The organism is Fibrobacter sp. UWH9, assembly GCF_900129715.1.
In the GTDB taxonomy this organism is placed as follows: domain Bacteria; phylum Fibrobacterota; class Fibrobacteria; order Fibrobacterales; family Fibrobacteraceae; genus Fibrobacter.
Genome location: NZ_FQWP01000004.1, coordinates 206,369 through 222,168, shown reverse-complemented (window position 1 = coordinate 222,168; position 15,800 = coordinate 206,369). Strand labels below are relative to the sequence as shown.

The 15,800-nt window shown below is 51.6% G+C and carries 11 protein-coding genes; 4 read left to right on the top strand and 7 right to left on the bottom strand.

Going from position 1 to position 15,800, the window contains the following annotated elements; genetic code table 11:
• Window positions 1-136 precede the first annotated feature (136 nt).
• Window positions 137-3,109: a DNA translocase FtsK gene (locus BUB94_RS05475; protein ID WP_073234879.1), complete on the bottom strand. Its 2,973-nt coding sequence runs from the start codon at window positions 3,107-3,109 to the stop codon at window positions 137-139.
• A gap of 89 nt (window positions 3,110-3,198) precedes the next feature.
• Between BUB94_RS05475 and BUB94_RS05470 the strand changes: the two genes are divergently transcribed.
• Window positions 3,199-6,264: an adenylate/guanylate cyclase domain-containing protein gene (locus tag BUB94_RS05470; protein ID WP_073158137.1), complete on the top strand. Its 3,066-nt coding sequence runs from the start codon at window positions 3,199-3,201 to the stop codon at window positions 6,262-6,264.
• 102 nt (window positions 6,265-6,366) lie between these two features.
• Here BUB94_RS05470 and panC read toward each other — a convergent pair whose 3' ends face one another.
• The 3 genes from panC to folK are packed head-to-tail and all read right to left on the bottom strand — an operon-like array spanning window position 6,367 to window position 8,382.
• Window positions 6,367-7,221: a pantoate--beta-alanine ligase gene (gene panC, locus BUB94_RS05465; protein ID WP_073158134.1), complete on the bottom strand. Its 855-nt coding sequence runs from the start codon at window positions 7,219-7,221 to the stop codon at window positions 6,367-6,369.
• On the bottom strand, window positions 7,221-7,871 hold the full coding sequence (locus BUB94_RS05460; RefSeq protein WP_073158131.1) for a deoxynucleoside kinase: 651 nt from the start codon (window positions 7,869-7,871) through the stop codon (window positions 7,221-7,223). Before BUB94_RS05460 ends, panC begins: the two co-directional genes overlap by 1 nt.
• Window position 7,872: 1 nt before the next feature.
• On the bottom strand, window positions 7,873-8,382 hold the full coding sequence (folK, locus tag BUB94_RS05455; RefSeq protein WP_073158128.1) for a 2-amino-4-hydroxy-6-hydroxymethyldihydropteridine diphosphokinase: 510 nt from the start codon (window positions 8,380-8,382) through the stop codon (window positions 7,873-7,875).
• 314 nt (window positions 8,383-8,696) lie between these two features.
• Between folK and rho the strand changes: the two genes are divergently transcribed.
• The 3 genes from rho to BUB94_RS05440 all read left to right on the top strand — a co-directional run bounded on the left by rho (window position 8,697) and on the right by BUB94_RS05440 (window position 13,052).
• Entirely contained in the window at window positions 8,697-10,670 is a 1,974-nt protein-coding gene (gene rho, locus BUB94_RS05450; RefSeq protein ID WP_254793677.1) for a transcription termination factor Rho, read from the top strand.
• Between the two features lie 150 nt (window positions 10,671-10,820).
• Window positions 10,821-11,627, top strand: coding sequence for a pyrroline-5-carboxylate reductase (gene proC / locus BUB94_RS05445; protein WP_073234876.1), 807 nt, complete (start codon window positions 10,821-10,823; stop codon window positions 11,625-11,627).
• 93 nt (window positions 11,628-11,720) lie between these two features.
• Complete coding sequence (locus tag BUB94_RS05440; RefSeq protein ID WP_073234873.1) at window positions 11,721-13,052, top strand: sigma-54 interaction domain-containing protein; 1,332 nt, start codon at window positions 11,721-11,723, stop codon at window positions 13,050-13,052.
• Here BUB94_RS05440 and BUB94_RS05435 read toward each other — a convergent pair whose 3' ends face one another.
• From BUB94_RS05435 to BUB94_RS05425, 3 genes are read right to left on the bottom strand one after another with little or no spacing between them, the layout of a single operon-like run.
• Window positions 13,053-14,087, bottom strand: coding sequence for a TraB/GumN family protein (locus BUB94_RS05435; RefSeq protein WP_073234870.1), 1,035 nt, complete (start codon window positions 14,085-14,087; stop codon window positions 13,053-13,055).
• A gap of 3 nt (window positions 14,088-14,090) precedes the next feature.
• A complete protein-coding gene (locus BUB94_RS05430) occupies window positions 14,091-14,810 on the bottom strand; it encodes an ABC transporter ATP-binding protein (protein ID WP_139260140.1) in 720 nt (239 codons plus the stop codon).
• Window positions 14,810-15,793, bottom strand: coding sequence for a FecCD family ABC transporter permease (locus tag BUB94_RS05425; RefSeq protein WP_073158117.1), 984 nt, complete (start codon window positions 15,791-15,793; stop codon window positions 14,810-14,812). Before BUB94_RS05425 ends, BUB94_RS05430 begins: the two co-directional genes overlap by 1 nt.
• Window positions 15,794-15,800 lie beyond the last annotated feature (7 nt).

Here is a 15,800-nt window from a genome sequence, read left to right as displayed (position 1 = left end):
CGAGGTATGAGGTTCGAGGTATGAATTATGAGTTACGAATTACGAGATTTTTTTCGCGGCTTTGCCGCCCTCTTATTTTGCGAGCAAAGCTCGCCATTTGTCTTCTCGTAATTCATAAATCGTACTTTGTAACTATTTATCTAAAGGTTCCTGAGCGTTCCATTTGCATTAGTTCGTCCATACCGACCAGCATCGCACGGGGTTTGGAGTTTCCCTTGCTGGGGCCGCAAACGCCAAGGCCATAAAGCTGATCTACAATTTTACCGGCACGGCTGTAGCCAACACTAAAGTGTCGCTGCACCGCAGAAGTGGAAAGACCGCTCACTTCAATAGCCCAGCATGCAACGTCAAAGAGCAACGGGTCAAGTTTGCCAAGTTGCTTGCCGCCTTCCCCATCATCGTCTCCATCGACGCCTTCAGAAACGTCAAAGGATTCCACCTGCGGGAAGAACACATTCTGGTTAGAGCAGGCATCCGCCAGCTTTTCGGCTTCCTCGTCACTCAGGAAGGCGCCATGAACGCGAACGGGATCCGGATCATTCACAGCTTTAAACAGCATATCACCGCGGCCCAGAAGTTTTTCGGCGCCGGCGTGATCCATTACGGTACGGGCGTCAATCTGGGATGCCACCTTAAAGCTAATTCGGGTAGGCAAGTTCGCCTTGATAATACCCGTAATCACCTTCACGGAAGGACGCTGGGTTGCGAGCACCAGGTGGATACCCACGGCACGGGCCTTTGCAGCCAAACGGGCTACAGACTTTTCGATTTCCTTACCAGCCACCATCATAAGGTCTGCCATTTCATCGATAATAACGACAATGAACGGCATACGATGACCCTTGTCCTGTTCAGGAATATCATCGGGCAGCTCACCCGCTTCGTACTTGGCATTGAAGCCGCCAATGTTACGAACCTTGGCTGTCGCAAGAACTTCGGTGCGACGGTCCATTTCATAGCACAGCCACTGCAATGCCTGAATGGCGATTTCGGGCTTGGTAATCACCGGAGCCAGCAAATGGGGAATGCTTTCGTACATCTTCAATTCCACCGCCTTCGGGTCCACAAGAATCATGCGGAGTTCGTCGGGAGTCTTACTGAAGAGCATACTGGCCATAAGGGCGTTAATGCAAACAGACTTACCGGAACCGGTCTGACCGGCAATCAGCAAATGAGGAGCCTTGGCCAAATCCATGGTAAAGGCCTCGCCAGTAATATCCTTACCCAAGGCCACCAAAATCTTTTCGGGGGACGGCTTGAATTTTTCGCTTTCAAAAACATCCTTACTGAAAACAGTCTGGAACTTGCGATTGGGAATTTCAATACCCACTGCAGCCTTACCGGGGATGGGAGCGAGAATACGAACAGAAGTCACTCGCAGGGGCATGGCCAAATCTTCCTGCAACGCAGTAAAGCGGCTTACCTTTACACCCGGCCCAGGTTCCACTTCAAAACGAGTGATCATGGGGCCCGTTTCGCAACCGATAACATGTCCCTTCACCTTGAAGTTTTCCAGTTTTTCTTCCAGCATCTTACCAATGGCATTCAACTCTTCTTCGGTATAATCCGCAGTCTGAGCCTCGTGATCATTAAGAATATCGCCAATGGAAGGAACCTTATATTCGTCATAAACTTCTGTGGGATCCGGCTGCGGAATAGGGGCAGCCTTACAACCGTTCAATGTTCCACCCAAAGAGTCTTCAGACGCAACAAAGCCCTCGCCATCGTCTTCGGCGCCATCGTCAGCACCATAAACTACAGGGGCACAGGTTTCATCACGTCCACCATCACCACCAAGCAGCGATTCCGGATCAAAAGACGGAGTCAAAGTTTTTTCAGCAGCATCATCCGCTTCGGCAGCAACGCCCGCCACTCTTGTCGGTTCGGGATCAGCAACAGGAACATCCACAATAGCTTCTGTAGCCATGGAAGGCTTTCCGTCTTCACGACGGACATCACCCTTTACCTGCATGCGGCCGCGATGTTCCTTTTCCCAGGCAATCACTTCGCGGGCCCTGCGCAGAGCGGCAATACGGTCCTTCACCTCTACGATTTCAAGGGCGTTCATATTGCGTCCATTGACACGCAGATATTCCTCAAGTCGGCGAATTTCAGGATCTTCGTCCATATTGTATTCACCAGCCACATTCATGGTCGGTTCTGGCAGAGGTTCCGGAGCAATTTCCACCGGATTACGAACAACAGGATTTTCCTGGGTGGGCGTTGCGGGCACGGGAGCCACGCCGTCCATCGTTCCCAGCCAGTTGTTGCGGCCGCTAAAGGGAACAACCTTCCCCTTCCTGCGAATCTTAAATTCATCGGGTTGCAGCATAACCGTGTTGTCGTCCATATAGGCGCCCTTGGGCAAAACCCCGGCATCTACGGCGCGGTCCAAATCAGCGCCCCTCGACCTTTTCATGGAAATGTTGCTCTGGGTACCTGACGCATCCACCACCTCACCTTCCAGCGGTTCCTTTTTCCTGAAAGTATTCTGGATCCATTTCGTACCCTGCACAATGAAATAAAAATGCCTCGGGCGAAGTCCAAAAGAAAGCACAAGGATCAGCAAGAACGTTACAGCCAGAATAATCAAGGGCGCAATGCAGGACTCAGCACCAAAAACCGGAATGGCGATATTCTGGGTAAAAAATTGTCCAAGTATGCCTCCACTCAAGGCGAGCACGTCTTCGGAAACCTGGGCAAAGCCATAGTTTTTAAGAGCAAGCAGGAACGACAGATCCAGGGAAATCAATGTCAGGCCAAGTCCATAGCGAATCAAACGGCCCCGAATTCCCGAAAAGGCAAGACCAAGCCCCCACAGAATCAGGGACACCGTAAAGAAAAGCACAGAGACCTTGCCAAACAGCAAAGTCACCCCATCCGGAATCATCTTGCCTAGATAAGGGCCCAACCAGTTACCGTGTGTTCCGCTATAGACAGAACTTACGCAACCCAAAAGAAGCAGAACGCCTATGGCAAAAAGAAACCAACCGCCAAGAACTAGGCCAAAGCCCTGACCATCATCGACCGGATTAGTCGAACTAGACTTTCCCTTTTTATTCCCCTTGGAACCCCTCTTAGAGCCAGAAGTTTTTCTTTGTGTAGCCAAAAATGCCTCCGCAAATTTTACCGCTAAAATATACTCACTTTTCATGACACAAAAGTGTCAATCCTTTCCATCTTATTATCTTTATTTCTATGGAAGAGAAAAATTCAAGGAACGAACAAAAACAAATCAAGATTTCCAAGAGAATCAAGAAGGTCGCCTCGGGCCTTTTGATATCAGCCTTCTTTGTTTTTATCATTCTTATTTTCGGAAGCACCCAGAACGACATTACGGGCATGACCCGCAACGGTGCAGAATCCCTTGAAAATATTTTTTACGATTTATTCTTCAAGGGCGTTACAAATACCAAGGACGAAGAAGATGAACAGGTAGACGACAAGATTTCCCTGGAAAACAATTCTGACCCCAACATCATCATCGTAGATATCGACGAACCCTCCCTGGCAAAGCTTGGCCCTTATAACGAATGGGACCGTTCCATCCACGCCAACGTGGTCCGCCACCTGAACGAAGGCGGCGCTTCGGCCATCGGCTTTGATATCTTGCTAAAAAGTGCAGACTTTGGATCCAAGAAGGCAGGACAGGTAAACACCCTCCTATCAAACATTAGCCCCAAAAGCAACTGGGATTCCCTAAAGCCTAGCATCAGGGCTTTCTTCAACTACGATTCCATGCTGGTCGCAGCCATCAAGGCTGGCGGCAACTCCATCGTATGCGACATGTTCGATGACGCCAAATCCTACAAGCACGAATCCCAGTGGCGCCCCCTCAGTTCCAAGGAACGTGCCGACGAAGTTGGATATAGTTCGGTATTCCGCAACGACCAGATTGACAAAATTGACCAGGTAGAACCCAAGGAACTGCTAGACAATATTTTCCCGGAACTGGCCCAGGCAGGAACCAAGCTAGGATCCGTGAACGCCTATCCGGACCTTGATGGCGTTGTTCGCCGAGTCTCCATGCTGTACCGCTTCCCCAGTCCGGAACTCTATCCCGACGACACCAGCATGGTTTACTCCACCATGTCGCTGATGACCATCCTCCATCTATTCGGTCAAAAACCCGAAAACGTCCAGATCAAGATGGGGCAATACATCGACCTAGGCAAGCCCTTTGGCATCTACCGCGATTCTGCAGGTATATACCACACCACCTACCCCAACTTCAGCTACCCCATGTTCCTGGCGTTGCACAGCGCCCTAGCCGATGCAGATTTCCAGAAAAAGGCTGCCAAGGACTTTATCGACATTTCGTCCAAGATTGTGGCCCGCAAGGATAGCCAGGGCCAGCTGACCTTCGAAATTTTTGAGGGTCAGTACCTGAACGAAAGACTTTCCCAGGAACTGCTGAACATCTCAGAAGAAACCTTGGCCATGGTCAAGGAAGACGCCCCCGTAAACCTGAACTACGGCATGACCCTGAGTTTCGACGACGAAGACAATTCCGGAAATCGATTCATTTTAAACGACCCCGAAGAAGGCGACGACATTATCATCAACCGATACATCGTCAAGACAATCCAGTACTTCCAGGACTCCATTCAGCGGATTCCCGCAAACAGGTCCATTCACCTTTCCATGGATATGGACATCCGATATGACAGGTCTACCAAAAAGTGGAAATCCAATCAGCTAATCCTGTCCGACGAAGTCATCCGCGACATCAAGCTTACAGAAAATCTGGCCATCAAGAACCTCGCCCCCGGCGAAGAAATGCGTTTCGGCCCCGTCAAGCGAGTTCCAATCGACAAATTCGGCCGTTACCAGGTCAACTACAAAGGCCATTACAAAACAACAGTGGGCCAGAGGACCTTCCAGCACCTTTCCTATTATGACGTATCCAACGGCCGTGTCGACCCCTCACTTTACCAGGGAAAAATTTTCATCCTGGGTTCTGCCGCGGCGGCCCTATTCGACTTTGTGTCCGGCCCCCACGAAGAAAACTATCCCGCCGTGCTGATCCATGCCACCATCATCAAGAACATTCTGGATGGGGACTACGTCACTACCCTCAGCGAACACAAGCAGCAGATTATCGTCTTGCTTCTTGCCGTATTCAGCCTGTTAATCGGCCTTTGCTTCAAGAGCAACATTTCTGTGCCGATTTCCTTGCTGTCAATGATTATCTACACCTACGTCGCCTACAATTTCTTTGACCACGGGCTTTACATCGGTGTATCGAGACCTCTATCGACCATGCTGCTCATCAACATTACCACGCTGGTGGTGCAGTTCTATTTCGAAAACAAGGAAAAACGATTCATCAACGATGCGTTCAAGCAGTACATCTCTCCGGCACTGATCGACGCCATGGTGAACAATGAAATTATGCCCACCCTCGGTGGTGAAAAGTCTAACATTACCGCCTACTTTACCGACATCGCCAGCTTCTCCACCTTCTCCGAAAAGATTGGCGACCCGCGAAAACTAGTTGATTTGCTGAACGAATACCTGACCGCCATGACCGACACGCTCCTTCAGAACGAAGGCACTCTGGACAAGTATGAAGGTGACGCCATTATCGCATTCTTCGGAGCACCCATGCCTCTAGAAAACCACGCCCAGAGCGCCTGCGATACAGCCGTGGACATGCAGCGCAAACTGAAGATGCTCCGTAAGAAATGGGCCAGCGAAGGAAACAAGTGGCCAAAGATCGTCCATGACATGCACATGAGAATCGGTATCAATTCCGGCGACATCGTTACCGGCAATATGGGTTCTACCATGCGTAAGAACTACACCATGATGGGTGACGCCGTGAACCTGGCCGCCCGTCTAGAAAGTGCAGCCAAGCAGTACGGAGCCTACATTCAAATCAGCGAAGATACCGAACAGCAGCTGGACAAGTCCAGATTCATCTACCGTTCGCTGGATACAATCCGCGTTGTGGGTAAGAGTCAGCCTGTAAAGACTTTCGAACTGCTGGAACACGTCGGTTGCGAAAACGAAAGCCAACTGCAGCAATTGGTAAAGCTCTGGGAAGAAGCCCGCCAATATTACCTAGCCATGAAATGGGACACCGCCCTGCAGATGTTCAATATGTGTCTAGAACTGGAGCCCCACCACCCAGACCGCGACCCGGGAAGCAAGACCACCCCCTCCCACGTGTACATCGAACGTTGCATTGCCTACAAGCAGCACCCCCCTGTCACCGAAGGCGAAGAATGGGACGGCGTATTTACAGCAACAGAGAAGTAAACGTCTAGGCTTAGTGCATTCCCATTATGCATAAAAAGACCCCGGTTAAAACCGAGGTCTTTTTTTTGAAAGTTCGAGTTACCGGCGCAGCCGGATTCCTGACTAATTCAATTCAATATTATCAATGAGGCGGGTCTTGCCGAAGAAGGCAGCAACCAGGATGACAACCTTATCTTCGGGAGCCAGCATTCCTGCAGAGAACTTCTGCAGAGTCTTCTGGTTCACCACTTCTACGAACTGCACGGTACCGCGAGCGGCCAAGATGGACTTCAGGACAAAGTCACGAAGCTTAGCAACGCTACGTTCACCAGCATCGAAAGCGTCCTTAGCCTGCTTCAAGCCACCGCTAATACCCAGTGCGCGAGCCTTTTCTTCTTCGCTCAGGTATTCGTTACGGCTAGAAAGAGCCAAGCCGGATTCTTCACGGACAATTTTCACACGGTGAATCTGGATATCGAAGTTCAGATCCTTCACCATGCGTTCAATCAGGAACACCTGCTGATAATCCTTTTCGCCAAAGTAGGCGTGATGGGCACCGGAAATCAGGAACAGCTTGGAAACCACGGTGAGCACGCCACGGAAATGGCCCGGACGGTAGGCACCGCAATACATGCTTTCCAAAGTTTCGTCGCGGACCATGGTCAAAGGATCGCCATCCGGATACATTTCTGCAACGGAGGGTGCGAACACATAGTCGGCACCGATAGATTCGGCCAGCTTGGCGTCAGCTTCGAGACGCTTGGGATACTTGTCCAAGTCCTCGTTCTTGCCAAACTGGATGGGATTCAAAAATACACTGACAACCGTTACGTCGCAATCCTTGACCGAAGCCTTGATCAAGGCTCCGTGACCGTCGTGCAGAGCGCCCATGGTGGGCACAAGACCAATAGTCTTGCCCTGCTGAGCCAACGGCTTCAGGGTTTTACGTAGAACATCGATTGAAGTGATGACTTGCATTATTTACCTTCTGGAACAAAATAAGTCGTTTGCCTGGGGCATTCTGCGATAGCATTCAGCACCAGCTGTAGGTGGGATTCGTTATGTACAAAATCGATATTGTCGGTATTGATGATCAACACCGGAGCATAGGGATAATTCCAAAAGAACTGATCATACCGGTCCATCAGGGACTGGAGGTATGACCCCTCGATGGTCTTTTCCATGGGGCGACCACGACCCTTAATTCGGTTTAGCAAGGTAGGTACGCTGGCCTGCAGGTAGACCACCAGGTCAGGGCGGGGAATGTCCCTATTCAAGGCCATGGCCACCTGTTCGTACATGGTAAACTCGCTATCCGTCAAATTCTGCGCAGCAAAAATCGGATCCTTTTCGTAAGTGTAGTCACTGACCCGCAGTTCATGGAACATGTCGCTCTGCATGGCGCTATTCTGCAATTGCTTGTGACGTTCCAGCAAGAAGAACAATTGTGTCTGGAAGGCGTAAGCCGACTTGTTCTGGTAGAACTTTTCCAAAAACGGGTTTTCGGCAAAATTTTCCTCGATGAACATGGCATTCCACCTCTCCGAAATAATCTTCGCGAGAGTAGACTTTCCCACACCGATAACGCCTTCGATGGCCAGGAAATGCACACCTTTTTCTACTAGCATATTACGCTTCCTCCGAGGTGACTACGCGGAAAGGAATTTTCTCCTCTTTCAGGAGAAGTCTCGTCAGAAGGTCAGAAACCTTGGAATCCATCTGGGGATCCACCCACTCCGGGGCAATATCATTCAAGGGAACCAACACGAACTGGCGGTTAACAATCTGCGGGTGAGGCAATGTAGGAATTCCCCGGCTCACCTCGTTTCCAAAGTAGAGCAAGTCAAGGTCAATTTCCCTGGAATTCCAGTGCCCACGGTACTTACGTCCCAAAATGAACTCTGAACCTTTCAGATAATTCAGCAAACGTTCCGACGTTCCCGAATACCAGAACGAGACAACCTGATTCAGGTAGGGCCCCTGCCCCTCCGGACCAACCGGCGGAGTTTCATAAATCGGGCTTTCTTTCCAGCCACCCTTAGACACCTTGCGGAGCATATCGCGCCCCTCACTCAGGTGAGCGGAACGATTGGGCAAATTGGACCCCAGGGCAACAAATACACGTTCTAGTGAATTCACGCTGGTAAATATAACTATTCAAATTGTCACTAAGTTGACACCCCCATTTTTTCGGCACCCCCAAAAAGTTTTTTTATAAAATCTGACCTTTTTTATGACAATCCCCATATAATTAATTATAATTAGCGACGTTCGGTCGACATTCGGCCGCATTCATATTTTTTTCAAATTTTTCATATCGAAAATTATTCATCCGTCCATTTTGGGAATAATCCAAATACTGCAGATGAATAAAGTCGCATTTTAATACGTCAATTCTTATTTAATAGGACACAATCGTGGCTCCCATCAAAAAAACGACTAAAAGTACCCACTTGGCCGACCAAGAATCCACAGGCATGGAAGTTCCTGCCGAACTCCGCGAAGGCATTGAACTCCCCGTCCAGGCAGAACCAGCTCCCGAAGGAAAACCCGCAAAGCGGGCTCCTCGAGCAAAGGCTGCAAAGAATGACGATGAGAAAAAAGCAAACAGGAAAGTCGAACGGATAAAGGAAAAGAACAACGTTCAGGAAGTTTCCGCCGAAAAGCAGGCCGACACAGCACCCGTTGAAACAGCGAAGGCCGAAAACGAACCGGCAGCCGTTCCCGCAGAAATTAGCGCAGTTCCCGCAGCAGAAACCGCTCCCGCAACGGATTCCGCACAGAATGCAGATGGTCAGCAGGCAGAAACTCAGGCCACCGCAGATCCTAGCGCAGCCCAGGACGGCACCTCCGAAAACGCATCTGCAGACGGTCAGCAGAGACCCCAGCAGAAAGAACGCTTCAACAAGTACGACAAGAAGAACAAGTTTAACAAGTTCGACAAGAACAACCGCAACAACAATAACAACAACCGCCCCCAGCAGCAGGAAGAACAGGAAGACACCGTGCCGATGCCGGATCCGGATTCCGAAGCCTGGTGCAAGGCTCGCGATTGCTGGGCCAAGTACCGCAAGATGACCATGAGCGACTTGCAGGAACTGGCAAGCCAGAAAGAAAATCTGGACTTCCGCCGTTACCGCAAGCAGTCCCTGGGCCTTCTGCTCCAGAGCCTGGAAAACGAAAACAACATCGTTTACGCCGAAGGCCTTTTGGAAGTCACCCCGCAGGGTCACGGTTTCCTCCGCAATACCGAATTCAACTACCAGCAGGGTCCCGATGACGTTTATGTGAGCCAGAACCTGATTCGCCGTTTCGGCCTGAAGGTTGGCGACACCGTTGCAGGTCTTGCACGCCCCCCCCGCGATGGCGACAAGTTCTACGCCCTCCGCCGCGTAGACAAGGTCAACTTTGACGATCCCGAAAAGATCAAGCGCCGCGTAGCATTTGAATACCTGACTCCCATCCATCCTAACGAAAAGATCAACCTGGAATGGGACCAGGACGAACTGACCACCCGCGTCATGGATTTGTTCAGCCCCATCGGTAAGGGTCAGCGTTCCATTATCCTGGCACCTCCCCGTACCGGTAAGACAATCCTCCTGCAGAACATGACCCGCGCCATTGCAGCAAACCATCCTGAATGCATCATCATGGTGTTGCTCATTGACGAACGTCCCGAAGAAGTGACGGAAATGCGCGAAATCGTAGGCAAGCTGGTAGAAAAGAACCCCGCCCTCAAGGCAGAAGTCGTTGCATCCACTTTCGACGAACCTCCTGACCATCACGCCCGCGTGGCCACCATGGTCCTGGAAAAGGCCAAGCGCCTGGTGGAACAGCAGAAGGATGTGGTCGTGCTTCTGGACTCCATTACCCGCTTTGCACGCGCCAACAACGTAGTGATTCCCCACTCCGGCAAGATTCTTTCTGGCGGTGTAGACGCCATGGCCATGCAGTTCCCCAAGAAGTTCTTTGGTGCAGCCCGTAAGATTGCCGACAAGCTTGGCGATTTCCAGAAGGACACCAACGGTCAGATGATTTACACCTCCGCAGGTGAACCCGTTCGTGAAGTCATCCAGAAGAACGGCTCCCTTACCATTATCGGAACCGCCCTGATCGAAACCGGCAGCCGCATGGACGAAGTGATCTTTGAAGAATTCAAGGGCACAGGTAACATGGAACTGGTTCTGGACCGTCGCCTTGCCGAAAAGCGCACCTGGCCCGCTATCGATATCTTTAAGTCCGGCACCCGTAAGGAAGACCGTCTGCTTTCTCTGTACGAACAGAACATCCTCTGGAGCGTTCGTCAAAGCATGCAGAACGATACCGAAAACGGCATTATGGACAAGCTAATCAAGTGGATGAAGCAGTATAAGAGCAATGCCGACCTGCTAGAATTCCTCCGCAAGGCCAAGGACAGCGTGAGGTAAAAATCAACGAAGTTGATTTTTACCTAATTATGAATTACGATTTATGAATTACGAGAATAAGAAAGGCGGCTACGCCGCGATTATTCGTCTCATAATTTAAAATTCATAAATTATAACTGAAAATTTTCACTTTTTTAAAAACAACGAACTATGGTTAATAAAATTTTCTTCGCTGGCACCGGCAACATGGGTGGTGCAATTCTCCGCGGCCTTCTCCAGGCCGGAAATGATCCCAAGTCCATTTTCTTCTTCGATCCCAGCGACAAGGCTGCCGCAGAAGTTTCTGCACTGGGTTGCGTCCGCGTAGCAAGCTTCGCAGAAGGCGTCAACAACGCCGATGTCACCTTCCTTTGCGTAAAGCCCCAGATCTTTAAGCTGGTCAGCGCCGAATGGAAGGCTGCAGCCGACGCCATCGCAAACGAAAAGACCTTCATCAGCATTATGGCTGGCGTTACCCGCGCCGCCCTGACCGACGTTCTTGGCGCAAAGAACCAGGTTCTCCGCGTCATGCCCAACCTGCCCCTCACTGTGGGCAAGGGTTCCGTAGGTCTCGCTACCGACGGCGTTACCGAGGCCACCCTCGCTACCGCAGAAAAGATTTTCGGCAACATCGGCGTTACCTGCCGCGTAGCAGAAAGCCTGATGGACGCAGTGACCGGTCTTTCCGGCAGTGCTCCCGCATACGTCTTCGAATTCATTGAAGCATTGACCCGCGGTGGCGTAAAGGCCGGCCTTACCCGCGATGTCGCCTTGAAGCTGGCCCTCGGCACCATCGAAGGCAGCGTCGAACTGGTGAAGCAGTCCGGCAAGAGCCCCAGCGACTTGTGCGCCATGGTCTGCTCTCCCGCAGGCACCACCATCGCAGGCATCAACGCCCTGGAAGAAGGCGCATTCCGCAGCACCGTCATGAAGGCTGTGGTTGCAGGCACCGAACGCAGCAAGGAACTGGGCAAATAAAGTTTAAAGGATAAAGGTTAAAGGATAAAGGTTAAAGGTAAGAGTTTAAAGCGAGTTTCTTTCTACTTTAAGCTCTACGCTTTACGCTAAATTATGCTCATCGATTTTTTCACCCAGGAGACTCCGACGTCCTCGTTCATCCAGGACGTTTTCTCCACGGTGAATTACGATGTCAACCTGCACATTACCGACACCTACGCGGGTGCGGATTTTCTTTTAAAGTCCGTCGACAAATTAAGCCCCCTCGTCATCTGGGATCTGGATTCCTTTAGCGACAACTTACAGGCACTGACCCAAATTCGCGAAAAGAATCCGGACACATTGATTCTTGTTTATGGGGAATCGCTGGACAGGTACAGCGAACTTTCCAATAAACTGTATGATATCATCCTATCTGTCGAAGCCATAAAGCTTCATCTGATGAGCAAGATTTCCAAACTAAAGGAAATCTACAACGCCCGCAAAGTCTTTAGCGAACGCATGAGCCATCTGGTAGGAAACAGCGACGCCATGCAAAAGCTGCGCAAATCTGTAGAACGCGCCATTATCCACACCGGCCCCGTACTGATCCAGGGCGAAACCGGCGTCGGTAAGGAACTGATTGCCCGAGCCGTCTCCTGCGTCTACGACAAGTTCGTAACGGTCAACTGCAGCGCCATTCCCGACAACCTTTTTGAAAGCGAACTGTTCGGCCACACCCGCGGAGCCTTTACCGGCGCCCAGAACGAACGCATCGGCCTTTTCGAAGCCGCCGATGGAGGCGCCATCTTCCTAGACGAAATTGGCGATATGCCGTTGCACACCCAGGTCAAACTGCTGCGAGTGCTGCAGAACAAGGAAATCCGCCCCATCGGAGCCAACAAGACAAAGCATATCGACGTGCGATTCATCGCGGCAACCAATCGCGACCTAAAGGAAGCCGTCCGCAACAAGACTTTCCGCGAAGACCTTTACTACCGTCTCAGCGTCATCCCCCTCAAGATATCACCCCTCCGCGAACGCCGCGAAGATATCGAGGATCTGGCCAACTATTTCATCCAGCAGTATCAGGCCCCCGGCGAGCAGTTCACCCTTTCCAGGGCCGCCCTGGAAAAACTGCAAAAACACCCCTGGCCCGGCAACATCCGCGAACTGGAAAACGTCATCCAGCGAGCCCTCTGTTTCGCAACGTCCACCCTCATTTCTCCCGAAGATTTACAGTTGGACGAACCCCAGGATTTCCCCAAGATCCAGGACATTCCCGCAGCCGAAACCTACGACGAATTCCGCGAAATGCAACTGGACCAGGAACGGGAATTCCTTAGGAACAAGATCCGCGAAAACAACGGTTCCGTACGCGCCACCGCCGAACAGCTGGGCCTATTGCGCACCGCCCTCTACAACCGTCTGAGCCACCTCGGCATCGATGTGAAAGATTTAAAATAATTAGAATCGCTGGATTCTAAAGCCCTTACGGCGAAGCAGTTCTATCACGTTGTCTTCATCCAAGGCCAAGTGGGCAGCCCCGATTACCACAAATACATTTCTGTCTTCTTCAAGGAACTGCGCAATGGAGCCTGCCATCTTGGCATTGCGACTGGTATAAATTCGTTCTTCCAAGTCCGCCTTCATTTTCTTTTCGGACTCGGAATCACCTTCGCAATTACCGGATTTTTCGTCGCAGAATTCAGCATTCATTACAACACGAAGCAAAGAATCATTGCCAGTCTTCCAGGCACGCATCATTTGCGCCACCATAGAATCCAGCCCCGCAATTTCACGCAGGGTTGTCTTCAGATAGTAAACGCCCGCGGAATCCGACTGCGATTCATCGGAATCTTTCCCCGTTCCAGAAAGGGCACTCACCTGATCCTCGGCAGTTTCTAAGCCCACAATGGCCTTCCCATCGGTAGCGGCACGGTCCATCAGAACGACGTCAATTCCGTATTCCGCCTGGATGCCAGCCCGCTGAATGGCAACGGCGCTTAAAGTCGTGGCCGCAAACCAGGGGCGCAAACGCTGCAAGGCCATCACAGGAAAGTTCCAGGCCGCGCACAGGCTGTCCAGGGAATTCCAGACATTACGGGGCAGCACAGAATTCAAGGACACCCCCGCAGGCAGCAAGCCGTCCTGCATCATCTTCGACGAAACTTCGTTGCTGGTGGAATCGTCATTCAGATTAATTTCTACCGCCAGTTCCTCTGAAGCGACAAAGGCCGTTTCAATCACGGAATCCAGCGGATAAAAAGTCGAGTCCGCAAAATGAACGCTACCCAAAACCCACACGCTGGAATTTTCGTCGGAAACTTTCCAGAAGAAATGCTTCTCGCCGGCCGGCTCCTCAATTCCCTTTAGAGCCGGCGAAACGGAACTTTCTGCAGGAACTTCAGCGGACACCTCTGGGGCCTTGTTCCCGGCGCACCCCGCCAGAATAAATAAGCAGCCCAGAATAACGCACTTCAAAAAATTTGCATTCCCCATAAGCTATTCCCCCTTTGTCCAGTCCAGCAAGCCCCCGGCTCGCGCCCCTTCCCAATTTTCTACAGAAACGCTACGGTCCCCAACGACCATCACGCGCTGGCAATATTTTTCTGCAAAATCCAGGGAATGGGTCGACACCAAAATTCCCACGCCACGTTCCGCCGCAATAGTGCGCAGAGTCCTAAAAAGCTGATGGCTCCAGGGAATATCCAAAAACGCGTTAGGCTCATCCAACAACAAGACCTTCACCTGTTGGGCCAGGGCCATAGCCAAATACACGCGGCTCCGTTCGCCATCGCTCAGTTCGCAAACATAGCGGTCCCCAAAACCGGAAAGTTCCAAAAGTTCCAGGGATTCATCCACAATCTTCACGTCCTCGGCAGTACGGCCATCCAGAAAACCGCTGTAAGGCATGCGGCCGAGCCCCACGAATTCACGGACGGTCATCCGATCCGGAGCGGCCTTGCTAATGGAAATATAGGCGATCAGCTTTGCAAGATCCATAGTTTTTAGGGACTTCAGACAGGTCCCGCAAACCTTTATAGTTCCGCCCAGAGCGGGAATCCGACCGCACAAAGTTTTCAGCAAGGTACTCTTGCCGGAACCGTTGCGGCCCATCAGGGCCACCACTTCGCCAGGCTGCAGTTCAAAATTCAGGGGTGCCGCAAAACCAGAACCGACATACCCAAAGCAAAGATTTTCACACTTCAGCAATTCCGCCATCAGCGCCCCCTCCCACCACGAATAATCACCCACAGCACCACGGGAACGCCCACCAGGCTAAGAACCGCATTCAAGGGCAAAGTCATGAAGAGGCTTGCGGCCAGGCAAAGCACAGCACCGCACAAGGCCGCCCCAGGAATCAGCACGCGATGGTTGCTGATTTTGAACAACATAAAAGCCAGGTGAGGAACCGCGATTCCAACGAAAGCCACCGGGCCGCAAAAAGCCGTGGCCGATGCCGCCAGGATGGAAGTTCCCAGCAGAACAAGACCGCGGCCCAAACGTACATTCACACCCAGACCTCGGGCAAAATCATCCCCCAGGCGCACGGCATTCAAGTACCGCATGGCACACACCACCAGCCCAAGTCCAACCGCCACCGCAGCCGCAAAAATCCAGACCCCGTCATAAGTTAGACGTCCAAAACTTCCCATGCCCCAGCTCACGTAAACCCGCAAGGATTCCGCATCGCTGTTCACGATCAAGAGGCTAATCACGGCGTCGATGAAGTACCCTACCAGCAGCCCCACCACAAGGAGCACCGTGGAATTTCTAAAGCGGGTAGACACCGCCATCACCAGGAACGTCACACCGAGAGCGCCCACCGCCGCAGCCCCCAGCACGCCAAAGTGTCCAAAGCTAAGACCCGCCAACAGTGAAAGGGCAACACCCAGACTAGCCCCGCTGCTAATACCCAGCACAAAAGGTCCCGCCAGCGGGTTACGGAATAAGGTCTGCAAAGCCAGGCCCGAAACCGCCAACGCCACACCAGACAGAACCGCCGCCACCAGTCGAGGGAAGCGGATTTCCCAGAAAATCTGGGCAGCCATATTCTGGTAGGGAACGTTCCTGAACCCCAGGTCCGACCAGCTGATGGAGGTTGAACCGGCGGTCAAGGTCAGGGCCGCAAAAAACAGAAAGAGCAGTGTTAGCACTACAAAGCCAACAACTGCTCTAGAAATTTTCGAAGAATTTCGGCTCATGGCGCTT